Annotated in this window: 26 protein-coding genes and 1 tRNA gene; 10 read left to right on the forward strand and 17 right to left on the reverse strand. The window is 71.5% G+C overall.

The window, feature by feature from the left end:
• Positions 1-25: 25 nt before the first annotated feature.
• Positions 26-223, forward strand: coding sequence for a hypothetical protein (locus tag P5G59_RS05250; protein ID WP_301216677.1), 198 nt, complete (start codon positions 26-28; stop codon positions 221-223).
• Positions 224-287: 64 nt separating this feature from the next.
• Positions 288-1,091, forward strand: a complete 804-nt coding sequence (locus P5G59_RS05255; protein WP_301216679.1) for an alpha/beta fold hydrolase — start codon at positions 288-290, stop codon at positions 1,089-1,091.
• Between the two features lie 14 nt (positions 1,092-1,105).
• On the opposite strand, the gene P5G59_RS05260 is transcribed toward P5G59_RS05255, so the two are convergent.
• Entirely contained in the window at positions 1,106-2,497 is a 1,392-nt protein-coding gene (locus tag P5G59_RS05260) for an MFS transporter (RefSeq protein WP_301216682.1), read from the reverse strand.
• Between the two features lie 288 nt (positions 2,498-2,785).
• Positions 2,786-3,622, reverse strand: coding sequence for an alpha/beta fold hydrolase (locus P5G59_RS05265; RefSeq protein WP_301216684.1), 837 nt, complete (start codon positions 3,620-3,622; stop codon positions 2,786-2,788).
• A gap of 104 nt (positions 3,623-3,726) precedes the next feature.
• Between P5G59_RS05265 and P5G59_RS05270 the strand changes: the two genes are divergently transcribed.
• Positions 3,727-4,296: a TetR/AcrR family transcriptional regulator gene (locus P5G59_RS05270; protein ID WP_301216686.1), complete on the forward strand. Its 570-nt coding sequence runs from the start codon at positions 3,727-3,729 to the stop codon at positions 4,294-4,296.
• Here P5G59_RS05270 and P5G59_RS05275 read toward each other — a convergent pair whose 3' ends face one another.
• A complete protein-coding gene (locus tag P5G59_RS05275; protein ID WP_301216688.1) occupies positions 4,297-4,710 on the reverse strand; it encodes a type II toxin-antitoxin system VapC family toxin in 414 nt (137 codons plus the stop codon). It abuts the gene before it with no gap.
• Positions 4,707-4,958: a type II toxin-antitoxin system prevent-host-death family antitoxin gene (locus tag P5G59_RS05280; protein ID WP_301216690.1), complete on the reverse strand. Its 252-nt coding sequence runs from the start codon at positions 4,956-4,958 to the stop codon at positions 4,707-4,709. Before P5G59_RS05280 ends, P5G59_RS05275 begins: the two co-directional genes overlap by 4 nt.
• A gap of 135 nt (positions 4,959-5,093) precedes the next feature.
• Between P5G59_RS05280 and hpaH the strand changes: the two genes are divergently transcribed.
• The 6 genes from hpaH (at position 5,094) to hpaD (ending at position 11,626) form a co-directional block, all read left to right on the forward strand.
• Positions 5,094-5,879, forward strand: a complete 786-nt coding sequence (gene hpaH, locus P5G59_RS05285; protein ID WP_301216692.1) for a 2-oxo-hept-4-ene-1,7-dioate hydratase — start codon at positions 5,094-5,096, stop codon at positions 5,877-5,879.
• The gene (locus tag P5G59_RS05290; protein WP_301216694.1) at positions 5,864-6,676 is read left to right on the forward strand and encodes an HpcH/HpaI aldolase family protein; all 813 of its coding nucleotides are present in this window, start codon (positions 5,864-5,866) and stop codon (positions 6,674-6,676) included. The genes hpaH and P5G59_RS05290 overlap by 16 nt, the downstream gene beginning before the upstream one ends.
• 84 nt (positions 6,677-6,760) lie before the next feature.
• On the forward strand, positions 6,761-8,212 hold the full coding sequence (locus tag P5G59_RS05295) for a fumarylacetoacetate hydrolase family protein (protein ID WP_301216696.1): 1,452 nt from the start codon (positions 6,761-6,763) through the stop codon (positions 8,210-8,212).
• Positions 8,194-8,874 (forward strand): GntR family transcriptional regulator, encoded by a 681-nt coding sequence (locus P5G59_RS05300; protein ID WP_301216698.1) that lies wholly within the window; start codon positions 8,194-8,196, stop codon positions 8,872-8,874. The genes P5G59_RS05295 and P5G59_RS05300 overlap by 19 nt, the downstream gene beginning before the upstream one ends.
• A gap of 27 nt (positions 8,875-8,901) precedes the next feature.
• Positions 8,902-10,449: a 5-carboxymethyl-2-hydroxymuconate semialdehyde dehydrogenase gene (gene hpaE / locus P5G59_RS05305; protein ID WP_301216700.1), complete on the forward strand. Its 1,548-nt coding sequence runs from the start codon at positions 8,902-8,904 to the stop codon at positions 10,447-10,449.
• A 37-nt stretch (positions 10,450-10,486) separates the two neighbouring features.
• On the forward strand, positions 10,487-11,626 hold the full coding sequence (gene hpaD / locus P5G59_RS05310) for a 3,4-dihydroxyphenylacetate 2,3-dioxygenase (RefSeq protein WP_301216702.1): 1,140 nt from the start codon (positions 10,487-10,489) through the stop codon (positions 11,624-11,626).
• Here hpaD and P5G59_RS05315 read toward each other — a convergent pair.
• Positions 11,604-12,098 carry a GNAT family N-acetyltransferase gene (locus P5G59_RS05315; protein ID WP_301216704.1) on the reverse strand — a complete coding sequence of 165 codons (495 nt, stop codon included), beginning with the start codon at positions 12,096-12,098 and terminating at the stop codon, positions 11,604-11,606. The genes hpaD and P5G59_RS05315 overlap by 23 nt on opposite strands.
• 118 nt (positions 12,099-12,216) lie before the next feature.
• On the opposite strand from P5G59_RS05315, the gene P5G59_RS05320 reads away from it, so the two are divergent.
• Complete coding sequence (locus tag P5G59_RS05320) at positions 12,217-12,390, forward strand: hypothetical protein (RefSeq protein WP_301216707.1); 174 nt, start codon at positions 12,217-12,219, stop codon at positions 12,388-12,390.
• A 14-nt stretch (positions 12,391-12,404) separates the two neighbouring features.
• On the opposite strand, the gene ppsA is transcribed toward P5G59_RS05320, so the two are convergent.
• From ppsA to P5G59_RS05380, 12 genes are all read right to left on the reverse strand, one after another.
• Positions 12,405-14,867, reverse strand: coding sequence for a phosphoenolpyruvate synthase (gene ppsA / locus P5G59_RS05325; protein WP_435871245.1), 2,463 nt, complete (start codon positions 14,865-14,867; stop codon positions 12,405-12,407).
• 83 nt (positions 14,868-14,950) lie between these two features.
• Positions 14,951-15,913 carry a 1-phosphofructokinase family hexose kinase gene (locus P5G59_RS05330; protein WP_301216711.1) on the reverse strand — a complete coding sequence of 321 codons (963 nt, stop codon included), beginning with the start codon at positions 15,911-15,913 and terminating at the stop codon, positions 14,951-14,953.
• A 118-nt stretch (positions 15,914-16,031) separates the two neighbouring features.
• The gene (locus tag P5G59_RS05335; RefSeq protein WP_301216713.1) at positions 16,032-18,701 is read right to left on the reverse strand and encodes a cation-translocating P-type ATPase; all 2,670 of its coding nucleotides are present in this window, start codon (positions 18,699-18,701) and stop codon (positions 16,032-16,034) included.
• Positions 18,702-18,831: 130 nt separating this feature from the next.
• Complete coding sequence (locus P5G59_RS05340) at positions 18,832-19,170, reverse strand: hypothetical protein (protein ID WP_301216715.1); 339 nt, start codon at positions 19,168-19,170, stop codon at positions 18,832-18,834.
• 59 nt (positions 19,171-19,229) lie between these two features.
• Positions 19,230-19,625 (reverse strand): VOC family protein, encoded by a 396-nt coding sequence (locus P5G59_RS05345; RefSeq protein ID WP_301216717.1) that lies wholly within the window; start codon positions 19,623-19,625, stop codon positions 19,230-19,232.
• Positions 19,626-19,824: 199 nt separating this feature from the next.
• A tRNA-Gln gene (locus tag P5G59_RS05350) sits at positions 19,825-19,896 on the reverse strand.
• A gap of 57 nt (positions 19,897-19,953) precedes the next feature.
• Positions 19,954-20,913, reverse strand: a complete 960-nt coding sequence (locus P5G59_RS05355; protein WP_301216719.1) for an NAD(P)/FAD-dependent oxidoreductase — start codon at positions 20,911-20,913, stop codon at positions 19,954-19,956.
• 5 nt (positions 20,914-20,918) lie between these two features.
• A complete protein-coding gene (gene gltX, locus P5G59_RS05360; protein ID WP_301216721.1) occupies positions 20,919-22,436 on the reverse strand; it encodes a glutamate--tRNA ligase in 1,518 nt (505 codons plus the stop codon).
• Between the two features lie 39 nt (positions 22,437-22,475).
• On the reverse strand, positions 22,476-23,261 hold the full coding sequence (locus P5G59_RS05365) for a fumarylacetoacetate hydrolase family protein (RefSeq protein WP_301216723.1): 786 nt from the start codon (positions 23,259-23,261) through the stop codon (positions 22,476-22,478).
• A gap of 44 nt (positions 23,262-23,305) precedes the next feature.
• A complete protein-coding gene (locus P5G59_RS05370; protein WP_301216725.1) occupies positions 23,306-24,187 on the reverse strand; it encodes a ketopantoate reductase family protein in 882 nt (293 codons plus the stop codon).
• Positions 24,188-24,208: 21 nt separating this feature from the next.
• Positions 24,209-25,339 carry a branched-chain amino acid aminotransferase gene (locus P5G59_RS05375; RefSeq protein WP_301216727.1) on the reverse strand — a complete coding sequence of 377 codons (1,131 nt, stop codon included), beginning with the start codon at positions 25,337-25,339 and terminating at the stop codon, positions 24,209-24,211.
• Between the two features lie 24 nt (positions 25,340-25,363).
• Positions 25,364-26,419, reverse strand: coding sequence for a 3-isopropylmalate dehydrogenase (locus P5G59_RS05380; RefSeq protein ID WP_301216729.1), 1,056 nt, complete (start codon positions 26,417-26,419; stop codon positions 25,364-25,366).
• Between the last annotated feature and the right edge of the window lie 3 nt (positions 26,420-26,422).

The following is a 26,422-nucleotide window of genomic DNA, read 5'->3' on the forward strand; positions in this document are numbered from 1 at the left end:
CTCCGCTCGCCGGTAGGCTCGTGGCATGGTCGAGCGCACGAACGGGTCGCCGTGGTTCCTGATCCTCGGTGTGCTGCTCGTGGTGGCGGGTCTGGGCGGTCCTCTCGCGGTGGACGCAGCCACGGGCGACGTGCAGTGGCTCGTTCGCGGGGTCGGCGTGCTCGTCGCCATCGGCGGCGGCGTGCTGATCGGCTTCTGGGTCCGCCGTCGCCAGGGCCGTTGACGGCGGGGTCGTCGACGACAGGGCTGCCGATCGACCGGAGGGCGCCCCGGCTACAGTGTCCGTCATGAGCACGCTCACCTCCCCCGACGGAACGTCTCTCGCGTATGAGATCGTGGGCGACGGTCCAGCGGTGATCCTCGTCGACGGCGCGATGTGCTTCCGCGACGCCGGACCGATGCGGCCCATCGCCGACGCCCTCAGCGACCGGCTCACGGTGGTGCTGTACGACCGCCGCGGGCGGGGAGGGAGCGGCGACGCCCTCGCCGACCCCTCGGCGCGCGCGGACGCGGTAGCCCGCGAGATCGACGACCTCGCCGCCCTCGTCGAGGCGGCAGGCGGCAGGGCGGCGCTGTTCGGGATGTCGTCCGGCGGCGCGCTCGCCCTTGCGGCCGCCGTCGCGCTCGGCCCGGACCGCGTGCCGCGCGTCGCCGTCTACGAGCCGCCGTACCTGCCCGATCCGATGCTGCCGTCCGCGCAGGCCTACACGCACGACCTCCTCGCCGCGCTCGCCTCCGGCGACCGAGCGGCGGCGGTCGAGCTCTTCCTGCGTCGCGTCGGTGTGCCGGAGGCGGGCATCGAAGCGATGCGCCGCTCCCCCGGCTGGGACGCGACGCTCGCCCTCGCCTCGACGCTCGCGTACGACGACGCCGCGATGGGAGACAGCCGCGTGCCCGACGAGCTGCTGCAGGCCCTGACCGTGCCGGTGCTCGCGCTGGCGGGCGAACAGACGCCCGAGTTCCTGCGCCTCGGGGCCGAGGGAGTGGCGAGCGGAGCGCAGGACGGGAGCGTCGAGGTCGTCGCGGGTCAGACCCACGACGTCGCCGCCGACGCCCTCGCCCCTCACCTGCTCCGGTTCCTGGCCGGCTGAACCCGGCTCACGGCTCAGCCGCGCGCCGGCTCCGGCTCCCGGGAGAGCCCGCGGATCGGGCTGACCGCCTGCTCCGCCTCGTGGTCCGGCCCCAGCGGGATGCCCGTGCGATCGCGCAGGACGAGGGTCGCCAGCAGCCCGAGGACCGTCATGCCCGCGAGGTACCACGTGACCGAGAGGGTCGTCCCGGTCGCCTGGACCAGTGTGGTGGCGATGGTCGGTGCGAAGGCGCCGCCGAGGATCGCTCCGATCGCGTACGAGATGGAGACGCCGGAGAATCGGATCGAGGCGGGGAAGAGCTCCGAGTAGAGCGCCGACTGCGGACCGTAGGTGAAGCCGAGGCCGATCGTCAGGATCGCCAGCCCCAGGAACAGCAGGCCCACGCTCCCCGTGTTCACCAGCGGGAAGAGGGTGAAGACTCCGACCAACTGCAGGATCCAGCCCACGATGTAGGTCGTGCGCCGGCCGATCCGGTCGCTCAGCCAGCCGGCGAACCAGGTCGCGAGCAGCCAGGTGACCGCCGAGGCGGCGACCGCCCACAGCACAGGGCCACGGTCCAGCTTCAGCGGCCCCTCCGGGTTGGTCGAGTAGTTCTGGATGTAGCCGCCCGTCGTCATGTAGCCGACCGCGTTGTTGCCCGCGAAGACGAACGCGGCCACGATCACCAGCAGCCAGTGCTTGCGGAACACCTGGACGATCGGCATGCGGGTGCGCTCGCGACGCTCGGCGATCTCTGTGAAGACCGGGCTCTCCTCCACGCGCCGGCGCACCCAGTAGCCGATGAGGATGAGGACGATCGAGAGCAGGAACGGCACGCGCCAGCCCCAGGCCAGGAACGCCTCCCCCGGAGCGACCGCGGTCATCACGGCCATCGCGCCCGAGGCGAGCAGCAGCCCCAGCGGGACGCCGATCTGCGGGGACGCCCCGAACAGCCCGCGCTTCGCGGTGGGAGCGTGCTCGACCGCCATCAGCACGGCCCCGCCCCACTCCCCGCCCGCGGAGATGCCCTGCAGGACGCGCAGCAGCACGAGCAGGATCGGCGCGGCGATCCCGATCGCCTGGTAGGTCGGCAGCAGGCCGACGAGCGCGGTCGACGCCCCCATGAGGATCAGCGTCGCGACGAGCACGACGCGGCGCCCGTAGCGGTCGCCGATGTGGCCCGCGAGGAACGCCCCCAGCGGACGGAAGAGGAAGCTCACGCCCACGGTCAGGAACGACAGCACGGTCGCGAACTGCGGTCCGGCCGGAGCGAAGAACAGCTCGCCGAAGACCAGTCCGGCTGCGGAGGCGTAGATGAAGAAGTCGTACCACTCGACTGTGGTGCCGATGACGGTGGCGAAGACGACCCGGCGGCGGTCCGTCTGGGAACGGATGCTTCCCGTCGGGGTGAAAGGGGATGTGCTCATCGTTGTGTACTCCCGGAATGCGACATCGTTGTCCGGAGCGGCGCTCCGATCCGGCAATGATATACGATTTCGCATCCGACGCAACGGTCGATTTCCGCGCCGTGGTCATCGCTTCTCGGTGGGGGTGATCGCCTGTCATGCCTCTACCCTGCGGCGTTCGAACGCTCGCCCGGACGGCGCCCGCGATTCTGGGGATAAGACGCCGGCGGGGCCCCCTGTGGACACCAAGACGACGGCGCGGCGTGGACCCCGAGGTCCACGCCGCGCCGGTTCTCGCCCGGGGGCGGATTACTTCCGAAGGAAGGCGAGAAGCGCCTCCGTCACCTCCGCCGCGTGGGTCCAGAGCAGGCCGTGCGGCGCGCCCTCGACTTCCACGTAGTCGGCGTCGGGGAGGAGCTTGTGGAACGGACGCGCGGTCGCGTCGATCGGCAGGATGTTGTCGGCGGTGCCGTGCAGGATGAGGGCGGGCACGTCGATCTTGGGGATGTCGGCGCGGAAGTCGGTGAACCAGGTGAGCGGCGCAGCGGCCGCGGCGTACGCCCCGCTGCCGGCGGCGACGTTCCAGCTGTTTCGCACGGCCTCCTCGCTGATCCGGGAGCCGAGGTTCTCGTCGAGGTTGTAGAAGTCGCGGTAGAACTGCGTGAAGTACGCGTACCGGTCGGCCTTCACCGCGTCGACGATGCCCTCGAAGAACTCGCGCGGAGCGGCGCCCTCGGGGTTGTCGTCGGTCTTCAGGAGGAACGGCTCGAGCGACGCGAGGAACGCCACCTTCGCGATGCGCTCCGTGCCGTACGCGCCGACGTAACGACCGACCTCGCCGGTGCCCATCGAGAATCCGACCAGGACGACGTCGCGCAGATCGAGCGTGTCGAGCACGACCTTCAGGTCGGCGGCGAAGGTGTCGTAGTCGTAGCCGGTCGTCACCTGGCTCGACCGGCCGAAACCGCGGCGGTCGTAGGTGATGACGCGGTAGCCCGCGTCGAGCAGCGCTGCCGTCTGCTTCTCCCACGAGTGGCCGTCGAGCGGGAAGCCGTGGATCAGCACGACGGGCTGGCCGGAGCCGTGGTCTTCGTAGAAGAGCTCGATGGGCGTGCTGTTCTCGGTTCCGACGGTGATGTACGACATCGTCGCATTCCTTTCGTTGTCATCCACTCGGCGAGAACGATCGTTCTCACCGACGTTCACGACAATACGAGAACTATCGTTCTCAGTCAAGCTACAATCGACGAATGGTGGATGAAGAGGTGCGTCGGCAGATCGTCGACGCGGCGGATGCGCTCTACTACGCGCAGGGTTTCCACGCGGTCGGGATGGACCAGGTGCGCGACGCGGCAGGCGTCTCGCTTCGGCGGCTCTATACGGAGTTCCCGTCGAAGGACGACCTGATCCTCGCGGTGCTCGCGAAACGGCACGACCTCTGGACGGCAGGCGTCGCGGCGCGCGTCGCGACCGAGCAGGATCCCGAGGCGAAGCTGCTCGCCATCTACGACTACCTCGCGGACTGGTTCGTCGAAGACACCTTCCGGGGCTGCGGCTTCATCAACGCCTTCGGGGAGCTGGGCGCGGCCGACCCGCGGGTCGCCGAGGCCGCGCGACGGCACAAGGAGTCGTTCCAGGCGTTCGTGGCCGAACTCGCGGCCGCCGCGGGGGCATCGCCCGCCCTCGCACCGCAGCTGGCGATCCTCGCCGAAGGCGCGCAGACGACCGCGGCGATCGCCGGGACACCCCAGGCTGCGGCGGACGCTCGGGCGGCCGCGCAGGTGCTCATCCGCGCCGCGCTCCCCGCACACGCCGCCTGATCACACCGCCCAGGGATTGAAGAGCGGGACGCCGAAGCCCTCGAAGTCGCGGACGTTGCGCGTCGCGACCGCGTACCGGCCGACCTCGGCGGTCGCGGCGAGCAGGGCGTCGCGCTCCGGGCGCGGATCGGGGAGGTGATACCCGGCGGCGACCTCCGCCACCTCGTGGTCGATGGGCAGGATGCGGCCGGCGAAGACCTCCAGCACCTCGTCGGCCCAGCGCCGCAGGGCGCGACCCTGATCGGGATCGGTTTGCATCCTCCGCTCCACGCCGAGCTCGACCTCGAAGACGGTCATCGCCGAGATGTGCAGCGAGTACGGGTTCTGTTCCTCCAGCCAGCGCACCACTGCGGGATCCTCCCCATTCGGGCGACGCGTGGCCGAGAGCACCATCGTGTCGATCAGCCACTTCACAGTTCGACCTCGCGCAGGGCGCCGACCGACGCGCGGGGGAACTCGACCGCGAAGTCGGATTCCGGGTCGTCTTGACGCAGCACGTCGACCACACTGCGGAGCCGACCCGCCAGACGCTCGAACTCCGCGTACGTCATCAGCACGAACGCCGGCTCGCCGCGATCGGTGATGACCACCGGCTCGAGGCCGGCGCTCCGCTTCGCCGCCGAGACGTCCTGATTGAACTCACGCGCCGTCATCAGTGCCATGCGCTCCCCCTTTCGTTTGATGCTACGTAGGATCATACCAGGGGCGGGAGGGGCGTCACTGGCTGGCTGGGGATGGAAGATATACGATCCAAGCGGGGGCCATCGCGCCCCTCCTCCGACGACGAAGGGAGCCTCGTGCTCGACAGTCCGACCATCCAGGCCATCGCCGACGAGCTCGCGGCGGCCGAGCGCGACCGCACGACCGTCCCGCTGCTGACCGCACGCCACCCGGACATGACGGTCGAGGACTCCTATGCCGTGCAGCGGGTGTGGGTGGAGCGCGGATTGGCCACCGGACGACGGCTCGTAGGCCGCAAGATCGGTCTGACCTCCAAGGCGATGCAGCAGGCCACCGGCATCACCGAGCCGGACTACGGCGCGATCTTCGCCGACATGGTCTACGAGACGGGGGCCGTCATCCCGTTCGACACGTTCTCGAACGTGCGGATCGAGGTGGAGCTGGCCTTCGTTCTCGACAGGGCACTGGAGGGCCCGGACGTCACCCTGTTCGACGTGCTGAGTGCGACCCGGTACGTCGTGCCCGCGCTGGAGATCCTCTCCTCGCGCATCGAGCTACAGGGGCGCACGATCGTCGACACGATCTCCGACAACGCGGCGATGGGCGGCATGGTCGTCGGGGGGCGCCCGGTCGCCGTCGACGCCGTCGATCTGCGCTGGGTGAGCGCGCTGCTCTACCGCAACGAGACCATCGAGGAGTCCGGGGTCGCGGCGGCGGTGCTCGACCAGCCCGCCACCGGCGTCGCCTGGCTCGCCAACAAGCTCGCGCAGCACGGCACACGCCTCGAGGCCGGCGACATCGTCCTCGCCGGCTCGTTCACCCGCCCGATGTGGGTGGAGCGCGGCGACACCGTCCACGCCGATTACGGAAACCTGGGAGCCGTCACATGCCGTTTCGTCTAGACCCGACGCCCACGTTCGCCGACCGCCTCCGGAGCACGGACCGCACGCTGTACGGGATGTGGTCCTGCGCCGGCAGCCCCCTCTCCGCCGAGATCTGCGCGGGGAGCGGGCTCGACATCGTGCTGATCGACGGGGAGCACTCCCCCATCGGCCTGGAGTCGATCCTGTCGCAGCTGCAGGCCGTCGCCGCCTACCCGGTCGTTCCGGTGGTGCGCGCACCGTACGGCGACCCGGTCGTGCTCAAGCAGCTGCTCGACCTCGGCGCGCAAAACGTCCTCGTCCCGATGGTCGACAGCGTCGAGCAGGCAGAGGACATGGTGCGGGGCGTGCGGTATCCCCCGCACGGCATCCGGGGCGTGGGCAGCGCGCTGGCGCGGTCGTCGCGCTGGAGCCGCATCCCGGACTACCTGGCCCGCGCGAAAGACCTCGTCTCGCTGACGGTGCAGATCGAGACGACGGCGGCGCTGGCGGTCGCGGGCGACATCGCCGCAGTGGACGGTGTGGATGCCCTGCTCGTCGGCCCCGCCGACCTCGCCGCCTCGATGGGGAAGCTCGGACAGCAGAACCACCCCGAGGTCGTCGCCGCCGTCGAACGCGTGATCGCGGCGGGACGCGCGGCGGGCACGCCTGTCGGCGTGAACGCCTTCGACCCGACGATGGCCGAGCGCTACGCCACCGCGGGCGCCGCCTACGTGCTGGTCGGCTCCGACGTGACGCTGCTCGCCCGAGCCTCGGAGGCCCTCGCCGACCGGTTCATCGGCGCGGCCCCCGACTCGCCCGCACCGGCCGGCTATTGACGTGTTGTCGAGTGCATCCAGATTGTATATGATCCTGAATACGGTCTTGAGGGACCCGTCCCCGACGATGAGGAGCCGCTGCCCGTGAGCGCCACACCTTTCGCCGATCTGCGCGCGCAGGCCGGCAAGATCATCGCGGTGCATCTGAACTACCGTTCGCGTGCCGCCCAGCGCGGGCGCACCCCCGCCCAGCCCAGCTACTTCTTCAAGCCGTCCTCGTCGCTCGCCCCCTCCGGCAGCGAGTTGGAGCGCCCCGCAGGCACCGAGCTGCTCGCGTTCGAGGGCGAGATCGCGCTCATCATCGGCCGTTCGACCCGCCGCGTCTCACCCGAGGAGGGCTGGTCCGCCGTCTCCGGCGTCACGGCCGCGAACGACTTCGGGCTGTACGACCTGCGCGCGGCGGATAAGGGCTCCAACGTCCGATCGAAGGGCGGTGACGGCTTCACGCCCCTCGGGCCGGTCGTCCTCCCCGCCGCCTCCCTCGATCCCGGCGCCCTGCGCGTGCGCACCTGGCTGAACGGCGAGCTCGTGCAGGAGGGGGCCACCGACGACCTGCTGTTCCCGTTCGGGCGCCTGATCGCGGACCTCTCGCAGCTGATGACGCTGGAGCCGGGCGACATCATCCTCACCGGGACCCCGGCCGGCTCGTCCGTCACCCGGCCCGGCGACACCGTCGAGGTGGAGGTGGATGCGCCGACCGCGGCCGGCGCACCGACCACGGGCCGCCTGGTGACGCGCATCGCCGAGGGCAGCGTGCCGTTCGGCGACTTCGGCACGAAGCCCAGCGTCGACGACCACCAGCGCGCGGAGGCCTACGGCGTTCCCGAAGAGCCGGCGTGGACGCTGACCGACGACCTGCGGGAGAAGCTCGCGTCCGTCGCGACCGCCACGCTCAGCTCGCAGCTGCGCAAGCGCGGCTTGAACAACGTCTCCATCGACGGCCTCGCCTCGACCCGGCCCGGCACGAAGGTCGTGGGCACGGCGCGCACGCTGCGCTACGTCCCGAACCGCGAAGACCTCTTCGCCTCGCACGGCGGCGGCTACAACGCGCAGAAGCGCGCCTTCGACGCCGTCGGCGCCGGGGAGGTGCTCGTGATCGAGGCCCGCGGCGAGCGCGGCAGCGGCACCGTCGGCGACGTGCTCGCCCTGCGGGCCCAGGTCAACGGCGCCGCCGGCATCGTGACCGACGGGGGCGTGCGCGACCTGGAGGTCGTCGCGGCACTCGAGATCCCGACCTATCACAACGGCCCGCACCCCGCGGTGCTCGGCCGCAGGCACGTGCCCTGGGACACGGACGTGACCATCGCGTGCGGCGGCGCCACCGTGCAGCCGGGCGACGTGATCGTGGGCGACGCCGACGGCCTGCTCGTCATCCCGCCCGCGCTCGTCGATGAGGTCGTGGCCGACGCGATCGAGCAGGAACGCGAGGAGGAGTTCATCGCCGAGCAGGTCGCCAAGGGCGCCCGCGTCGACGGCCTGTTCCCGATGAACGCCGAATGGAAGGAGAGGTACCGCGCATGGTCGACTCAGCGGTGAAGACGACGGCCCCGAGCAAGTCGCAGCTGGCCTACGACTTCATCCGGGCGCGCATCGACGACGGCCGGTACGTCTCCGGCTTCCGGCTCGTGCTCGGCCAGATCGCGGGAGAGCTCGACATCAGCGTCGTCCCGGTGCGCGAAGCCATCCGGCGGCTGGAGGCCGAGGGGCTGGTGACGTTCGAGAAGAACGTCGGCGCCCAGGTCGCGCTGCTGCAGGAGGCCGAATACACCTACACGATGGAGACGCTCGCCCTGGTGGAGGGGGCGGCGACCCAGCTCTCCGCTCCCCTGCTGAACGGCGACCACCTCCACCGGGCCCGCATGATCAACCGCGAGATGATCGCCTGCCTCGACGACTTCATCCCGCACCGCTTCACGCAGCTCAACCAGGAGTTCCATGCAGTGCTGTTCGAGGAGTGCCCCAACCCGCACATCCTCGACCTCGTGCACCGCGGCTGGAACCGCCTCACCGTGCTGCGCGACTCCACCTTCAGCTTCGTGCCAGGGCGCGCCCGCGAGTCCGTCGACGAGCACGAGCACATCCTCCAGCTCATCGAGTCCGGCGCCGACGCGCTGGAGATCGAGCTCGCCGCCCGCCGTCACCGGCTGGCCACCCTGGACTCGCTGCGCGCCTACCAGGACGAGCACAAGCAGCACTGACCGCACCGACCGACAGGAGGCCGCGCGATGGCGCAGCACCACATCCCCGAGAACCTGCCCGCGAAGATCCAGCACTTCATCGACGGCGAGCTCGTCGACAGCGTCGCAGGCGCGACTTTCGACGTGCTCGATCCCGTGTCGAACGAGACCTACGTGCAGGCCGCGGCAGGCCAGAAGGAGGACATCGACCTCGCCGTCGCCGCCGCGACCCGCGCGTTCAAGGAAGGCCCCTGGCCACGGATGAAGCCGCGCGAGCGGGCTCGCGTGCTGAACCGCATCGCCGACGCGGTGGAGGCGCAGGACGCCCGTCTCGCTGAGCTGGAGACGTTCGACACCGGCCTCCCGATCACGCAGGCGCTCGGACAGGCGCAGCGCGCAGCGGAGAACTTCCGGTTCTTCGCCGACCTGATCGTCGCGCAGGCGGACGACGCCTACAAGGTCCCCGGCAGCCAGCTGAACTACGTCAACCGCAAGCCGATCGGCGTCGCCGGCCTCATCACGCCGTGGAACACGCCGTTCATGCTGGAGAGTTGGAAGCTGGCCCCGGCGCTCGCGACCGGCAACACCGTCGTGCTGAAGCCCGCCGAGTTCACGCCGCTGTCGGCGAGCCTGTGGGCCGAGATCTTCCGTGCTGCCGGCCTGCCCGACGGCGTCTTCAACCTCGTGAACGGCCTCGGCGAGGAGGCGGGCGACGCGCTGGTCAAGCACTCGGACGTGCCGCTCATCTCGTTCACCGGCGAGAGCCGCACCGGGCAGATCATCTTCGCCAACGCCGCGCCGTACCTGAAGGGGCTGTCGATGGAGCTCGGCGGCAAGTCTCCCGCCGTCGTCTTCGCCGACGCCGACCTGGACGCGGCGATCGACTCCACGCTCTTCGGAGTGTTCTCGCTCAACGGCGAGCGCTGCACCGCCGGCTCCCGCATCCTGGTCGAGCGTCCGATCTACGACGAGTTCCTGGAGCGGTACGCCGAACGCGCGAAGCACATCGTCGTCGGCGACCCGCATGACCCGAAGACCGAGGTCGGCGCGCTCGTGCACCCCGAGCACTACGACAAAGTCATGTCGTACGTCGAGCTGGGCAAGCAGGAGGGCCGCCTGCTCGCCGGCGGAGGACGGCCCGAAGGGCTCGAGACCGGCAACTACGTCGCCCCGACCGTGTTCGCCGACGTCGCCCCGGATGCGCGCATCTTCCAGGAGGAGATCTTCGGCCCGGTCGTCGCCATCACCCCGTTCGACTCCGATGAGGAGGCGCTGGAACTCGCCAACGGCGTGAAGTACGGCCTCGCCGCCTACATCTGGACCAGCGACCTCGAGCGCGCCCACACCTTCGCGCAGAACGTCGAGGCCGGGATGGTGTGGCTGAACTCCCACAACGTGCGCGACCTCCGCACCCCGTTCGGCGGCGTGAAGGCGTCCGGGCTCGGACACGAGGGCGGCTACCGCTCGATCGACTTCTACACCCACCAGCAGGCGGTCCACATCACGCTCGGCGCCGTCCACACCGCTCGGTTCGGCGCCACCGTGCACCAGCCCGAGGAAGCCGAGGAAGCGGCCGAGGACGCCGGCGACGCCTGACCTGCCCTCCCTCACATCACAGCAAGGAAGCTCTGACATGACCTCACCCATCACCCCGGACGCCCCCGAGCCCGCCGTGACCGACGGCGACCCGATCCCGGCGCCCGTGAACCGCATCCCGACGCCGAAGGCGACCCCGCCGGATGTGGTCCGCTGCGCCTACATGGAACTCGTCGTCACCGACCTCGCCGCCAGCCGCGAGTTCTACGTCGACGTGCTCGACCTCGTCGTCACCGAGGAGGACGAGAACACCGTCTACCTGCGGAGCTTCGAGGAGTTCATCCACCACAACCTGGTGCTGCGCAAGGGACCGGTCGCGGCCGTGGCCGCGTTCGCCTACCGGGTGCGAACCCCCGAGGACCTCGACCGAGCCGTGGAGTTCTACTCCGAGCTCGGCTGCCGGGTGGAGCGTCGCGCGGAGGGGTTCACGAAGGGCATCGGCGACGCGGTGCGCGTCGAGGACCCCCTCGGCTTCCCGTACGAGTTCTTCTACGAGGTGGAGCACGTGGAGCGCCTGGCCTGGCGCTACGACCTCTACACTCCGGGCGCGCTGGTGCGGCTCGACCACTTCAACCAGGTCACGCCGGACGTGCCGCGTGCGGTCGCGTACATGGAGGACCTCGGCTTCCGCGTGACCGAGGACATCCAGGACGAGGCCGGCACCACGTACGCCGCCTGGATGCGCCGCAAGCCGACCGTGCACGACACCGCGATGACAGGAGGCGACGGGCCGCGGATGCACCACGTCGCGTTCGCCACGCACGAGAAGCACAACATCATCGCCATCTGCGACAAGCTCGGCGCCCTCCGCCGCAGCGACTGCATCGAGCGGGGACCTGGCCGGCACGGTGTCTCGAACGCGTTCTACCTGTACCTGCGCGACCCCGACGGCCACCGCGTCGAGATCTACACGCAGGACTACTACACCGGCGACCCGGACAACCCGGTGGTCACCTGGGACGTGCACGACAACCAGCGCCGCGACTGGTGGGGCAACCCCGTCGTCCCGTCCTGGTACACGGAGGCCTCGACCGTGCTCGACCTCGACGGGAACCCGCAGCCGCTCACCTCCCGCACTGACGACTCCGAGATGGACGTGACCATCGGCGCCGACGGCTTCTCGTACACCCGCAAGGGCGACGACGCGCAGGGCTTCAAGCTGGGCGCGCAGGTGTAAGTGCCTCCGGGTGCACGACGTAGACGTGGAGCAGGCGGTCCTGCGATGCGAAGCCGTGGCGCTCGTACACCGGCACCGCGCGGGGGCTCGAGTGGACCGTCACCCGCTCGAGCCCCCGCTCGCGGGCCCGCTCGACGATCGCGTCGATGAGCCGGCCGCCGACGCCCGCGTCACGCCGGTCGGGCACGACGTAGGCGCACTGCAGGTCGCCGGAGGCGCGGTCGAACGCCCGCGCGCTCGGCACCCGGGGCACGACGGCGAGCCACGTCATCCCGATCACCCGGCCGTCGTCGACGGCGACGAAGCACTCGTGGCTAGCCGTGTCGGCCTCGGCCCACCGCGCGAACCGCTCGGCGAACACGTCGCGCGGGTCATCGGCCACTCCGCCGAACTCGGTCACGGAATCCCAGCGCAATCCCCCGACGGCCGCCCATTCGTCCGGCCGCGCCAGCCTCACCTCGACGTTCCCCATCCCGCCACCCTACGGCGCGCTCGCGCGACCGCGGCGGAGGACCTTCGGCCCTCATGTCACCCGCCGACCGATCGCACCCTTGGAGTATGAGTACCAAGACTCTTCGTGGGGACGGACGATGAGCGCGGGACGCCCTGCACGCTCCGGGGCGCTGCTGGAGATGGCGGGAGTGGCGGTCGTCTGGGCCGTCCTGCTCTTCGCGATCGCGGTGGTGGTGCTTCAGGTGCTGTCGGTGCTCTATGCGTCGCAGATCGACACGGTCCTCCGCGTCTTCGGGATGTCGGCGGGCTGAACCCGCGGCCCACGTCACCGGGCGGCGGCGGCCGCAGCCGGCAGTTCCTCCGCCGACCGGGCCGCCGTCGGCGGGGCCGCCTCGGCGTCCGCGATCCGTCCGATGGTGCGCAGCAGGCTGTCCGGGTTGAGCGAGATGGAGTCGATGCCTTGCTCGACCAGGAACGCGGCGAAGTCGGGGTGATCGCTCGGCGCCTGGCCGCAGATCCCGATCGTGATGCCCGCGTCGTGCGCCCGCCGGATCGCCTCCGCGATCATCCACTCCACGGCCGCGTCGCGCTCGTCGAACAGCGGCGCCAGCAGCTCGGAGTCGCGGTCGACGCCGAGCACCAGCTGCGTGAGGTCGTTCGACCCGATCGAGAAGCCGTCGAAGCGGCGGGCGAACTCGGCCGCGCGGATGACGTTCGAGGGGATCTCGCACATCATGTAGACGCGCAGGCCCTGCTCGCCGCGCACCAGACCGTTGGCGGCCATCTCCTCGAGAACCCGGTCTGCCTCGTCCGGTGTGCGGCAGAACGGCACCATCGGGATGATGTTCGCGAACCCCAGCAGCTCCCGTGCGCGCTTCAGCGCGGCGCACTCCAGCGCGAACCCTTCCCGGTAGCGCGGGTGGTAGTAGCGGGAGGCACCGCGGAAGCCCAGCATCGGGTTCTCCTCCGGCTCCTCGAACGCGTCGCCGCCGAGCAGGTGCGCGTACTCGCTCGCCTTGAAGTCGCTGAGGCGCACGACCACGTCGTGCGGGTGATACGGCGCGGCCAGCTTGGCGATCCCGCGCGCGAGCTTCTCGACGAAGAAGTCCTTCGGGTCGTCGAACCCGGCCGTCAGCTCCTGGATCCTCGCGCGCGCGTCCGCGTCCACCCGATCGGGATGCACGAGCGCCATCGGGTGCACGCCGATCACATTGTTGACGATGAACTCCATGCGGGCGAGTCCCACGCCCGCGGCGGGGAGGCGCCACCAGCGGAAAGCCGCGCTCGGGCTCGCCACATTCACGTTCACCCGGGTCCGCGTCGCCGGGATGCGGCTCAGGTCGACCTCGGTGGTCTCGAACGCCAGCTCCCCGCCGTAGACGTGGCCGACGTCGCCCTCGGCGCACGAGAGGGTCACCGGCTGGCCGTCGCGCAGCGCCTCGGTCGCCGACCCGGTGCCGACCACCGCAGGGATGCCCAGCTCTCGGGCCACGATCGCCGCGTGGCTGGTCGAGCCGCCGTGGTCGGTGACGATCCCGGAGGCACGGGCGATGATGGCCACCCAGTCGGGGTCGGTCATCTCGGCGACGAGGATCGCGCCGTCCGTGAAGCGCGAGATGTGCGAGGGGTCACGGATGACGCACGCCGTCCCCGACGCGATCGCGTCGCCGATCGCGGCACCGGAGAGCAGCAGCGGACCCGTCTCGGTCAGGTGGTGCTCCACGAACACCGGACGCGTCCTCACCGACTGCACGGTCTCGGGCCGCGCCTGCACCAGGAAGAGCTCGCCGGTCATCCCGTCTCGCGCCCACTCCACATCCATCGGCCGGCCATAGTGCTCCTGCACCGAGCGCCCCCAGCGCGCCAGCTGCAGGATCTCGTCGTCGGCCAGCGTGAACGCGGCGCGGCGGCGGGCCGGGGTGTCGAGGGTCCGGGTGCGGGCGGTGCCGCCCTCGCCGTAGACCATCATGCGGGCCTTCGCTCCGAGCGCCTTCTCGATGATGGGCTCTGCGCCGGGCTGGTCGAGCAAAGGTGTGAACACCTGGTAACGGTCGGGGTCGACGACGCCCTGCACCACGAGCTCCCCGAGGCCCCAGGCGGCGCTGATGACCACGACGTCCGGGAACCCGGACTCGGTGTCGATGGTGAACATGACACCCGACGCGCCGAGGTCGGAGCGCACCATCGACTGGACGCCGATCGAGAGCGCCACCGCCAGGTGGTCGAACCCCTGCGCCTCGCGGTAGGCGATCGCCCGGTCGGTGAACAGCGACGCGTAGCAGCGCCGGCAGGCCGTCAGCACGGCCTGCTCGCCCGCGACGTTCAGGAAGGTCTCCTGGGCTCCGGCGAAGCTCGCCTCCGGGAGGTCCTCCGCCGTCGCGCTGGAGCGCACCGCGACGGCGGGCGTCGGCGTGCCGGTCCGCTCGCCGAGCCGTCGGTAGGCGCGGAGGACGGCCTCCGCGATGGCGGGAGGGAACTCCGCCGACAGGAACAGCCTGCGCAACTCCTGCCCGGCCTCCCGCAGCGTCACGGCGCCGGACCGATAGCGCTCCAGCTGCTCGCGCAGCGCCGGCTCGATCCCGTTCTCCGCGACGAACGCGCGGTAGGCCGCGGCCGTGGTCGCGAACCCGTCCGGCACGCGGATGCCCTCGGGCGTCAAGAAACGGGTCATCTCCCCGAGGGAGGCGTTCTTGCCGCCGACCCGGGGCACGTCGCCCATCCCGACCTCGTCGAACCACAAGACGAACTCGTCCACCGGTCTCCTCCGATCCGCCGCGACGCCGCCCATGGCGCCCACGCGTCGGGGCGACGGTACGTCGGGCGGCGACGGCCGCCACAGGGGCTTTCGGCCCGCCGTCGGGGCCGGGCCGGTCAGCCCCGGTCGAGCACCGCCTCGAACCGTTCGACGTCGGCGCGATCGCAGAGGGCGGTCGCGGGGGTGATGACGGCGGCGGTGCCGGCCGCCACGGCCGCGCGGAACGCCGCCTCCACCGAGCGCGACTGCGCGAGCCGGAGGACGAAGCCCGCGACGAAGGCGTCGCCGGCGCCGACGGCGCTGACGACCTCCACCACGGGCGCCGCAAGCCGGAGGACGCCCTCGGCCGAGACGAGCACGGCCCCGTCGGCGCCGAGGGTGAGGGCGACGTAGCGCGCCGAGCCGTCGGCCGCGAGTGCGGTGGCCGCCTCGATCCGGTCGTCGGGGGTCGGCAGCGGAGCGCCCGCGAGCTGTTCGAGCTCCCGACCGCTCGGCGCGACCGCGAAGACGCCCTCGGCCAGGGCCGCGCCAAGCGCCGGCCCGGACGCGTCGACGATGCAGTCCGCCCCCGCCTCCTTGGCCAGCCGGACGGCTCTGGCGTAGAAGTCCGCCGGAACACCCGGCGGAAGGCTCCCGCTCGCCACCAGGAACCCGCCCGGGGCGACGGTCTGCCCGATCACGTCGAGGCACGCACCCCACTCCTCCTCGGAGAGGGTCGGCCCCTCGAGCACGAACCGGTACTGCGCTCCCGTCGCACGCTCCTCGACGCTCAGGCTCTGCCGGGTCTGCCCGGCGATCGGCACGACGACGCTCGGCACCCGCTCGGCGTCGACGAGGCGCCGGTAGGCCTCCCCGATCGCGCCTCCCGCGGTGTACAGGGCGAGGCTCCGGCCGCCCAGGCGGTGGATGACCCGCGACACGTTGACGCCGCCCCCTCCGGGATCCAGGCGGCTCCCGGTGCAGCGCAGCTTGTGCTCGCTCACCACGTCCTGCGTGGAGGCACTGATGTCGAGGGCCGGATTCAGCGTCACGGTGAGGATCTGCCGGACCGGGCGGGCGTCGACGGGATGCTGCTCCATGGTGGCGGCCTCCTTCTCGGGTACACCGCGCTCAGCCGCGGTGGCGCCGACTGTAGCGGCCCCCGCGTGCGTGCCATGGGCACTAGGTCCCGCCCGCGCGGCCAGGCGCACCGCGACTTCACCCAGACGACGGACGACGAGGTCGCGACGGTGCCCGCGCAGACCGCCGGCCGAACCAGCGGGCCGCCTCGTCCGCGCCCCAGACGATCACCGGGCACGGCAGCAGGAAGAGGATGAGCCACCACGGCGGCGGCGCCGTCCCGAACACCGTCTGCAGAACGGGCACGAAGCAGAGGGCGGCGGCGAAGAGCAGCTCGACGCCGATGGCGGCCAGCAGCGGCGGGTTGCTCAGCACGCCGAGCCGGCGGAGCGAGGTCCGCTCGGTGCGCGCCGCGAACGCCGTGCCGACCTGGCAGGCGACGATCGTGAGGAAGGTCGCCGTCGTCGCCTGCAGGTAGACGCCGTGGAGTGGGTCGCCGGGCCCCACGGGTGCCCCCGGCGTCCACCCGCCGGCGACGAGCACCGCGAAGAACGCGCCGAGGGCCAGCGCGGCCGAGAGCACCCCCATGAGCCCCCACGCCCGCACCAGCAGGCGGCGCGTGATGAGCGGCTCCGAGCGGGGGCGCGGGCGTCGCGACATCACGTCGGGCTCCGCCTTCTCCCGGCCGAGTGCGAGGGCGGGCAGGATCTCGGTCCCCAGATCGATCGCCAGGATCTGCAGCACCGTCAACGGGAGCGGGATCGCGCCGCCGGACAACGCGAACAGCATGAACGGCACGACCTCCGGCACCGCGTGCACGAAGATGTAGAGCACGAACTTGCGCAGGTTGTCGTACGCGCGCCGCCCCTCCCGGATCGCTGTCACGATCGTCGCGAAGTTGTCGTCGGTGAGCACCATCGTCGCCGCCTGACGGGCGACATCCGTCCCCGAGCGGCCCATGGCGACGCCGATGTCGGCCCGGTGGAGGGCCGGGGCGTCGTTCACCCCGTCGCCGGTCATCGCCACCGTCTGGCCCTCCTGCTGCAGCGCCTCGGCGATCCGGAGCTTCCCCTCCGGCGTGCTGCGGGCGAAGACGACCTCTCCCGGCTGGGCGAGCAGCGCATCCAGCTCGGGCTCCGAGAGGGCGTCCGCCTCGCTTCCCGTGACGACGCGGTCCGTCGCGATGCCGACCTGGCGCGCCACCTCGCTCGCTGTCGTGCCGTTGTCGCCGGTGACGACGTGGATGGTGATCCCCGCGCTGTGGCAGGCCGCGACCGCCGCGGGCACCTCGGGCCGCGGCGGGTCGAGGAGGGCGACCAGCCCGAGGAGGCAGAGGCCGGACTCGGCCGCGGCCGCGTCCTCCGGCGGAGCCGGCACCTCCCGGGATGCGAGCGCCAGCACCCGCAGACCGTGCCGGGCGAACCCGTCCACCTCATCGAGCACCTCCCGCCTGTCGCTCTCCGTCGCCGGCCGCGCACGCGTGCCGTCGAAGACCGAGTCGCACAGCGGGAGCAGCAGCTCCGGCGCCCCCTTCACCGCGACGAGAAGACGGTCGCCGCGGCGGCTCACCACGCTCATCCGCTTCCGCTCCGCGTCGAACGGGAAGGTCTCGACCCGCGGCGCCACGCGGGCGCCGAGCAGCTCCCCCGCCTCCCGCAGGGCCACCTCCATCGGGTCGGACAGGCGCTCCAGCTGGTTGCAGTCCACCATGACTTGGGCGAGCGGGCCGAGCGCCGCGTCCGGTGACACCGGGTCCACCGTCCGTCCCGCGCTCCACACCGCGGTGACCGTCATCGTGTTGCGGGTAAGCGTCCCCGTCTTGTCCGTGCAGATCACGGTGGTCGAGCCCAGCGTCTCCACCGCGGAGAGCTGCTTCACCAGCGCGCCCTGACGCGCCAGCACCCGCACGCCCACCGCGAGCGCGAGGGTGATGGTCGGCAGAAGGCCCTCGGGAACGTTCGCGACCAGCAGTCCGATGGCGAAGACGGCGGCCTCGGGCAGCGACAGCCCCGCCAGCAGCCCGAGCGGAAGGAAGAGCGCGCCGACCCCGACCGCGACCCCCGCGATCAGCCAGGTGGAGCGCCGGACCTGCCGCTCCAGCGGACTGAGCAGCGGCGTCGCCTGGCGCGAGAGGGTCGCGATCCGGCCGAGCTCGGTCGCCGCCCCGGTCGCGAACGCGACCGCACGCGCCTGCCCGGACGTGCACTGCGCGCCGGAGAACACCGCATCCGGAGCGTCGATCAGCCGGTCCGCCGTGTCCTCCGCACCGGCCGACCGGACGACGGGAGCCGACTCGCCGGTCAACGTGGAGAGGTCCATCTCGACGCTCCCCTCGATCAGCCGCGCGTCGGCGGAGACGCGGTCGCCCTCGGTCACCAGGATGACGTCGCCGGGCACCAGATCGACCGCCGGCACCTCAGACGCGACGCCGTCGCGGATCACCGTCGCCTGCTGCGGAAGGTAACGGGACAGCGCCTCGATCGCCCGCTCCGCCTGCCTCCCCTGCAGGTAGGCGACGACCGCGTTGATGACGATGACCGCGAGGATCGCCCAGCACAGGACGGGCGTCCCGGCCACCCAGGCCAGCCCGGCGGCCACCCAGAGCAGCAGCGCGAGCGGGTGCGTGAACTGCCGCACCAGCTCCCGCAGCCAGCTCGCACGCCGCCCCGTCGGCAGTGTGTTGGGGCCGTGGATGGCGAGCCGCCGGGCGGCCTCCCTGCTGCCGAGCCCGTCCCGTCCGGTCTTGAGGTCGCGGAGCAGGGTGTCGATGGGCTCCCGTGTGGGCCGTTCGTCCGGCTGCGGCGCCACCGCGCCTCCTCCCCGGCCGCGGACGCTCCCGAGCGCGCGACCCGCTCACTCCAATGGAGTCAGGTCCGCGGTCGGGGCGGCAGGGACGAAAGGCCCCCGCGGGAGGCGGGGCCCGGAGTGCGCGGGCCGCTCAGCGGGAGCCGAGCATGGAGCCGTTCATGGAGTAGCCGCCGCGCGGGTCTGGCGACGGCTCCGGCTCGTCGAACCGCGGGTTCGCCTTGCCGGGGAGGCTCTCCGGGCGTCGGTGCATCCGGCGGGCGAAGAGCACCGCGAGGACGGTCGCCGCGAGCAGCGCGACCCCCGCCGCGATCAGCGCCCAGCCGACGGTCTCGCCCCGGGCGACCAGCGCGACGCCGAACGGCGCGGTCAGCCAGGTGCCGGCTCCGGTGACGCAGGCCACCACCCACAGCAGAGCCACTCGCCGACGCCGGCGCTCGTCGTTCTCAAGTCCCGCAAGCAGTGCGCTCATCGTGACCACCCCCTGCTCCGAAGCATAGCGACTGGTCCCGACGATCCGCCAACGGGGAGCTAGCCCTGGTCGCGCTCGACGATCTCGAACCGGTTCCCCTCGGCGTCGTGCACCGCGAACATCGCCGGCACGCCGGACCAGCGCAGAAGCTCGCCGACATCCACACCGCGCTCGCTCAGACTGCGGTGCGCGCGTTCGGCATCCACGGTCTCGAACCGGATGCCGGTCTCGACGCCCGCGGGCGCATCCTCGCTCGCGCGCACCAGCGACACGGACACCGCGGAACCGGGCGGCGCGAGCATGATCCACCGCGCCCCGAGCTGCGGCAGCGGCGCATCGACGCGCACCTCGAAGCCGAGCACGTCGCGGTAGAAGGCGAGCGCGCGATCCTGGTCGCTCACCGGGATGCCGATGGTTCCGACGCCGACGATGCCGGGTCCTTCCGTGTCTGCCACGCGCCCATGATGCCTCGGGCCCGGACGCTGCGGGAAGCCCCCGCACGCGCTCATCCCGCGACTGCGGCGGTCCGGAACATCTGCGGCGCGGCGCGCGCCCGCAAACGTTCCGGGAGGGTGCAGTCGCGGTCGCGAGCCGGCCGCTCGGGTGCAACAGAAAAGGCCCGGGAAACCGGGCCTTCGAACGCTTTCGCTACTGCTGGGGTACCTGGACTCGAACCAAGAACAACTGAACCAGAATCAGCCGTGTTGCCAATTACACCATACCCCACTGCTCCGAACCGCGGCCCGGGCACGAGAACCAACTCTAGCCTACCCGCGGGCCGGACTACAAAACGGCGGCGTCGTCCAGAGCGAGCCCGATCAGGTCGCGGTTGACCGCGGCGGCGACCGTCGCGCCGGCGCCCGCGGCGACGATCAGCTGCTGCGGTCCGGGCGCCGTCGTCTCCCCCGCCGCATACACGCCGGGGAGGGAGGTACGGCCCTGCCGGTCGGTCACCAGGTAGCCCTCGTCGTCGCGATCCAGGTCGAGAGCGTCGGCGAAGCCGAGGGCCGGCGACCACACCGGTCGCAGGAAACCGCCGGCGCGCGGGACGACAGTCCCGTCCTCGAGCCGGACACCGGTCATGACGCCCTTCTCGCCCACCACGTCGTCGATTCGGCGCCGCTCGACGCCGACGCCGAGCCGGGCGAGGGCCCGCTCCTCGTCCTCCGTCACCGTGCCTGCTCCGTTCGTGAACACGATCAGGTCGTCCGTCCACTGGGTCAGCAGCAGCGCGCGCTCGGCCAGGTCGGCCGTCTCGCCGATCAGCGCGAGCGGCCGGCCGGCCTCCTCGTAGCCGTCGCACTCCACACAGCTGTGCAGCTGGGTGCCGTAGTAGGCGCGCAGGCTCGGGATGGCGGGCATCGCCTCGGTCACGCCGGTCGCGATCACCACGGTCTCGGCCGTGACGTCGACGTCCGCCCCGCCGCGCACACCGCGGCCGGCGACGCGGAAGCCGGAGCCCTCGACGGTCAGCGCGGCGACCTGGGCGAACACCACGGTCGCGTTGTCGTACGCGTCGACCTCTTCGCGGCCCATCCGGCGCAGGTCGAGCGGGGACACCCCGTCACGCGTGAGGAACCCGTGTGCGCGCAGCGTCGCCGCGTGCCGCGGGCGGTTGCCGTCCACGACGAGCACGCGCCGGCGCGCCCTGGCCAGGTTCAGCGCGGTCGACAGCCCGGCGGGTCCCCCGCCCACGACGACCACCTCGTACGACGCGTCCAGCGGCGACGCCTCCTCGGTCACGGCCGTTACCCCAGCGTCGCCGACAGGCGGTCGAGTCGGGCGATCGTCTCGGCCTTGCCGAGGATCTCCATCGACTCGAACAGCGGAGGCGAAACCCGGCGACCCGACAGCGCAACGCGAAGCGGACCGAAGGCGACCCGCGGCTTCAGCCCGAGGCCCTCCACGAGCGCCTCCCGCAGCGCCGTCTCGATGGCATCGTGCGTCCACTCCGACTCCGGCACGAGCTCGAGCGCGCCGAGCGAGGCGGCGAGCACCTCGCCCGCGTTCGCGGGCAGGGACGCGCGCGCATCGTCCTCGACGACCAGCGAGGCGGCGTCGGTGAACAGGAAGCCGAGCATCCCGGGCGTCTCGCCGAGCAGCTGCACACGCTCCTGCACCAGCGGCGCGGCCTTCGCCAGCACCTCCCGCTGTGCGGGCGTCAACGGCTCCTGCACCACCCCGGCCTTGATCAGATACGGGACGGTGCGCTCGGCGAAGTCGGCGACATCCAGCAACCGGATGTGGTCGCCGTTGATCGACTCCGCCTTCTTCAGGTCGAAGCGGGCCGGGTTGGGGTTCACATCCTTCACATCGAACGCGGCCACCATCTCGGAGAGGGAGAAGATGTCGCGGTCGTGCGTGAGCGACCAGCCCAGCAGGGCCAGGTAGTTCACCAAACCCTCGGGGATGAACCCGCGGTCGCGGTGGTGGAACAGGTTCGACTCCGGGTCGCGCTTCGACAGCTTCTTGTTGCCCTCGCCCATCACGTACGGCAGGTGGCCGAAGCGCGGCACGAACGTCGTCACGCCGGCGTCGATCAGCGCGTGGTAGAGCGCGATCTGGCGCGGGGTGGACGACAGCAAGTCCTCGCCGCGGAGCACGTGCGTGATGCCCATGAGGGCGTCGTCGACCGGGTTCACGAACGTGTACAGCGGGTGGCCGTTGGGGCGCACCACGACGAAGTCGCTGAACGACCCGGCCTTGAAGGTGATCTCGCCGCGCACCAGGTCGTCGAAGCTGAGGTCGTCGTCCGGCACGCGCAGGCGCAGCGCCGGCTGACGACCCTCGGCACGGTAGGCGGCCTTCTGCTCGTCGGTCAGGTCGCGCTCGAAGTTGTCGTAGCCGAGCTTCGGGTCGCGACCGAGCGAGAGGTTGCGCGCCTCGAGCTCCTCCGCCGTCGCGAAGCTCTCGTAGATGTGACCCGACTCGACCAGCCGCGCGATCAGGTCGCGGTAGATGTCGTAGCGCTGCGACTGCCGGTACGGGCCGTCGGGGCCGCCCACGTCGATGCCCTCGTCCCAGTCGAGCCGCAGCCAGCGGAGCGCGTCGAGGATCATCTCGTAGCTCTCCTCGCTGTCGCGAGCGGCGTCGGTGTCCTCGATGCGGAAGATCAGCTTGCCGCCGGTGTGCCGGGCGTACGCCCAGTTGAACAGCGCCGTGCGGATCAGGCCGACGTGGGGCGTGCCGGTCGGGGACGGGCAGAACCGCACACGCACGTCGGCGCCCGTGGCGGTGGAGAAGGGATGAGCGATCGAGTCAGACATACATCCGCGATTCTACCGGCCGGGATGCTGCCGACCGGACTACTTCGGGGCGCGCACCGGGTTGACGAGCGAGCCGACGCCGTCCACCTCCACCTCGACCGTGTCTCCCGCCTTCATCGGCCCGATTCCGGACGGCGTGCCGGTGAGGATGACGTCCCCCGGCAGCAGAGTGAAGACGCTGGACGCATAGGCGACGATCGACGGGATGTCGTGCACCATGTCCGAGATCGGCGCCTCCTGCTTCAGCTCGCCGTTCAGGCGCGTGCGAAGCACGGCGGTGGGCGAGAGCTCGGTCTCGATCACCGGGCCGAGCGGACAGAAGGTGTCGAAGCCCTTCGCGCGCGTCCACTGGCCGTCCTTCTCCTGCAGGTCGCGCGCGGTGACGTCGTTGGCGACGGTGTAGCCGAAGATGTGCTCCGCGGCGTCCTCCGCCCGCACGTTGCGGGCGATCTTCCCGATGACGACCGCGAGCTCGCCCTCGTAGTCGACGCGCTCGGACTGCGGCGGAACGACGATCGCGTCGCCCAGGCCGATGACGGCGGTGTTCGGCTTCAGGAACAGCAGCGGCTCCCCCGGCGCCTCGCCGCCCATCTCGGCGGCGTGCTCGCGGTAGTTCTTGCCGACCGCGACGACCTTCGACCGCGGAATGACCGGCGCGAGCAGCGAGCCGACCTTGCCGAGCGGGATGCGCTCCCCCGTCGTGTCGAAACCGGTGAACATCGGGTCGCCCGCGAGGACGACGAAGGCGTCCTCGTCGACGATGCCGTAGTCGATGGCGGGGGTGGGCTGGCCGTCGCGGGTGTGGCTGAATCGTGCGATCTTCACGCGTCCGAGCCTACCGCCGCGGGTGCCGGGCTCAGTCGGCGCCGTCAGTCGGCCGCGCTCAGCTCCACGACGATCCGGGCGATGGCCGGGGTCGAGATGCCGTGCCGCTCCCCCACGCGCAGCAGGGAGCCGCCGAGAGCGTCGAGCTCGCTCGGTGCGCCTGCGGCCAGGTCCTCCTGCAGCGAGGTGCGCATCCCGCCCGGGACGCTGCGCAGCGCGCGCACCAGGTCGAGCTCCGCCACGGGCACGCCCTCGGCCACGGAGCAGGCGACGATCTCGGACACCACGGCCTCGGTGAGCTCGGGGTCCTCGCTGAGGGCGGCGCCGGCCGGCTGGCGCCAGTACGACGTGAGCAGGGCGAGCGCGGCGAGCAGCCGGAACTTCGCCCACAGCACCTCCGCCTCGGTGCCGCCGGTCCGCACGCTGGGGCCGGCATCGGCGAGGGCGCGGATGGAGGCGAACTCCGCCGCCGCCTCCGGCGCCTCGATGCGGACGAACCGGCTGCGGTGGTCGATCACGGTCGTGGAGGCCCGCAGCGCCGACACGGCGACGGACGCGCCCGCGACCGGCACGCCGGGGAGCGCGTCGCGCAGCGGCGCCATGTGCTCGATACCGTTGAGGAACGACACGACCTCCACCGGCCGCGCGGCCGCGATGCCGGGAAGGACGTCGTCGAGGCCGTAGGCCTTGGTCGCGACGATCACGTGCGCGCCGGCCGGGACCTCGGTGTCGGCCCGGATGCGCTGCACGCCGTCGCCGAACTCCTCGCTGCGCACCTCGATGCCGTCGCGGCGGATGGCCTCCACGGTGTTCGGGCGCCCCACCGCGACGACCTCGTGCCCGGCCCGCTGCAACAGCCACGCGAACAGCCCGCCGACGGCGCCCGGGCCGACGACCGCGAACACCGTGTCACCCTCCTCCGTCACCGCTCGCTCCTCCTGCGCGCGCTACGCGTCGAGGCGGTACATCCAGTTGTGGCGGTCGCGGGCACGGCCGTACTGGATGTCGGTCAGCTCCTGGCGCAGGGACATGGTCAGCTCGCCGGGAGGGGCGGTGATGTCGCCGACCGTGAAGGTGTCGGACTTGAGCTCGCCGATCGGGGTGATCACCGCGGCGGTGCCGCAGGCGAAGACCTCGACGATGTCGCCGGACTCCACGCCGTCGCGCCACTCGTCGATCGTCACCTTGCGGCGCTCCACCTTGTGGCCGCGGTCGCGGGCGAGCTGCAGGACCGAGTCGAGCGTGATGCCTTCGAGGATGCTGTCGGATTCCGGGGTCACGAGGGTGCCGTCCTTGTAGACGAGCACGACGTTCATGCCGCCGAGCTCTTCCAGGTACTTGCCCTCCACCGAGTCGAGGAAGAGCACCTGGGCGCAGCCGTGCTCGTACGCCTCGGCCTGCGGCAGCAGGCTCGACGCGTAGTTGCCGCCGGTCTTCGCAGCGCCCGTGCCGCCCTTGCCTGCGCGCGACCAGCGGTCGGACAGCCAGATGGACACGGGGGCGACGCCGCTCGGGAAGTAGGCGCCCGCCGGGCTCGCGATCAGGTAGTACGCGACCTTGTTGGCCGGGCGGACACCGAGGAACGCCTCCTTGGCGAACATGAACGGGCGCAGGTAGAGGCTCGTCTCCGGCGCGTCCGGTACCCAGTCGCCGTCGACCGCGATGAGCTGCTTCAGCGAGTCGAGGAAGTGCTCGACCGGCAGCTCGGGGAGCGCGAGGCGGTACGCGGAGCGCTGCATGCGGGCGGCGTTGGCCTCCGGGCGGAAGGTGCGGATCGAGCCGTCCTCGTGGCGGTACGCCTTGAGGCCCTCGAAGATCTCCTGCGCGTAGTGGAACACCGCGGCGGAGGGCTCGAGCTGGATCGGGCCGTACGGCGAGACGCGCGGGCGGTGCCATCCGCCCTTCGCGGACCAGCAGATGTCGACCATGTGGTCTGTGAAGTAGTTGCCGAAGCCCGGGTCGGCGAGGATCTCCGCGCGTGCGGCGGCATCGCGCGCCGCTTCGTTGCGGGTGACGTTCCAGAGCAGGCCCGAGGTCTCGGTGGGTCCGGTGGTGAGGTTGATGCTGGTCGAGGTCATGTCAATCCTTTGCGCGACGGTGAATCAATTCTGCGCCACCCGGGCCGCGATCGCGTCCCCGATCTCCGAGGTGGAGCGGGACGCGCCCGTGCGGGCGGCGAGGTCGGCGGTCACCGCCTGCTCGACAAGCCCGGCGAGCTCCCTCTCGCCGAGGTGGCGGAGGAGGAGCGCGGTGGACAGGATCGCGGCGGTGGGGTCGGCCTTCTGCTGGCCGGCGATGTCCGGAGCCGATCCGTGAACCGGTTCGAACATGCTCGGGAAGGCCCCGGCCGGGTTGATGTTGCCCGAGGCCGCCAGCCCGATGCCGCCGCTGATCGCGGCCGCGAGGTCGGTGAGGATGTCGCCGAAGAGGTTGTCCGTGACGATCACATCGAATCTAGCAGGATCCGTCACCAGGAAGATGGTCGCCGCATCGACGTGGAGGTAGTCGACGGCCACGTCGGGGTGCTCGGCGGCCACCTGGTCCACGATCCGCTTCCAGAGGCCGCCGGCGAACGTGAGCACGTTGGTCTTGTGCACGAGGGTCAGCTTCCTGCGCCGCTGCTCCGCCTGCTCGAAGGCGTAGCGCACCACGCGCTCGACGCCGAAGGCGGTGTTGACCGAGACCTCGTTGGCGATCTCGTGCGGGGTGCCCTGGCGGATCGCGCCGCCGTTGCCAACGTACGGCCCCTCCGTGCCCTCGCGCACCACGACGAAGTCGACCTCGCCGGGAGCAGCGAGCGGGCTCGCGATGCCCGGGAACAGCGTGGTCGGCCGCAGGTTGACGTAGTGGTCGAGGGAGAACCGGAGCTTCAGCAGCAGCCCGCGCTCGATGTTCGCGCCCGCGAGGCGCGGGTCGCCCGGCTTGCCGCCGACCGCGCCGAGCAGAATGGCGTCGTGGCCGGCGATCGCCGCCAGGTCGTCGTCGGTCAGCACGTCGCCGGTGGCGAGGTAGCGGTCGGCGCCGAGCGAGAAGTGCGTCTTCTCGAACGACAGCCCGCTGCCCGTCGTCACCGCGTCGAGCACCTTCACCGCCTCGGCGATGACCTCTGGACCGATCCCGTCGCCCGGGATGACGGCGAGCTTGACGGAACGGGACATGGC

This window comes from Leifsonia virtsii, from assembly GCF_030433675.1.
Taxonomy (GTDB): Bacteria; Actinomycetota; Actinomycetes; order Actinomycetales; family Microbacteriaceae; genus Leifsonia; species Leifsonia virtsii.

Bases quoted from the DNA above. Each gene is read 5' to 3' on its own strand.
- P5G59_RS05250 (WP_301216677.1), top strand. From the start codon at position 26: ATGGTCGAGCGCACGAACGGGTCGCCGTGGTTCCTGATCCTCGGTGTG.
- P5G59_RS05255 (WP_301216679.1), top strand. From the start codon at position 288: ATGAGCACGCTCACCTCCCCCGACGGAACGTCTCTCGCGTATGAGATC.
- P5G59_RS05260 (WP_301216682.1), bottom strand. From the start codon at position 2,497: ATGAGCACATCCCCTTTCACCCCGACGGGAAGCATCCGTTCCCAGACG.
- P5G59_RS05265 (WP_301216684.1), bottom strand. From the start codon at position 3,622: ATGTCGTACATCACCGTCGGAACCGAGAACAGCACGCCCATCGAGCTC.
- P5G59_RS05270 (WP_301216686.1), top strand. From the start codon at position 3,727: ATGGTGGATGAAGAGGTGCGTCGGCAGATCGTCGACGCGGCGGATGCG.
- P5G59_RS05280 (WP_301216690.1), bottom strand. From the start codon at position 4,958: ATGGCACTGATGACGGCGCGTGAGTTCAATCAGGACGTCTCGGCGGCG.
- P5G59_RS05290 (WP_301216694.1), top strand. From the start codon at position 5,864: ATGCCGTTTCGTCTAGACCCGACGCCCACGTTCGCCGACCGCCTCCGG.
- P5G59_RS05300 (WP_301216698.1), top strand. From the start codon at position 8,194: ATGGTCGACTCAGCGGTGAAGACGACGGCCCCGAGCAAGTCGCAGCTG.
- hpaE (WP_301216700.1), top strand. From the start codon at position 8,902: ATGGCGCAGCACCACATCCCCGAGAACCTGCCCGCGAAGATCCAGCAC.
- hpaD (WP_301216702.1), top strand. From the start codon at position 10,487: ATGACCTCACCCATCACCCCGGACGCCCCCGAGCCCGCCGTGACCGAC.
- P5G59_RS05315 (WP_301216704.1), bottom strand. From the start codon at position 12,098: ATGGGGAACGTCGAGGTGAGGCTGGCGCGGCCGGACGAATGGGCGGCC.
- P5G59_RS05320 (WP_301216707.1), top strand. From the start codon at position 12,217: ATGAGCGCGGGACGCCCTGCACGCTCCGGGGCGCTGCTGGAGATGGCG.
- ppsA (WP_435871245.1), bottom strand. From the start codon at position 14,867: ATGGGCGGCGTCGCGGCGGATCGGAGGAGACCGGTGGACGAGTTCGTC.
- P5G59_RS05330 (WP_301216711.1), bottom strand. From the start codon at position 15,913: ATGGAGCAGCATCCCGTCGACGCCCGCCCGGTCCGGCAGATCCTCACC.
- P5G59_RS05340 (WP_301216715.1), bottom strand. From the start codon at position 19,170: ATGAGCGCACTGCTTGCGGGACTTGAGAACGACGAGCGCCGGCGTCGG.
- gltX (WP_301216721.1), bottom strand. From the start codon at position 22,436: ATGTCTGACTCGATCGCTCATCCCTTCTCCACCGCCACGGGCGCCGAC.
- P5G59_RS05375 (WP_301216727.1), bottom strand. From the start codon at position 25,339: ATGACCTCGACCAGCATCAACCTCACCACCGGACCCACCGAGACCTCG.
- P5G59_RS05380 (WP_301216729.1), bottom strand. From the start codon at position 26,419: ATGTCCCGTTCCGTCAAGCTCGCCGTCATCCCGGGCGACGGGATCGGT.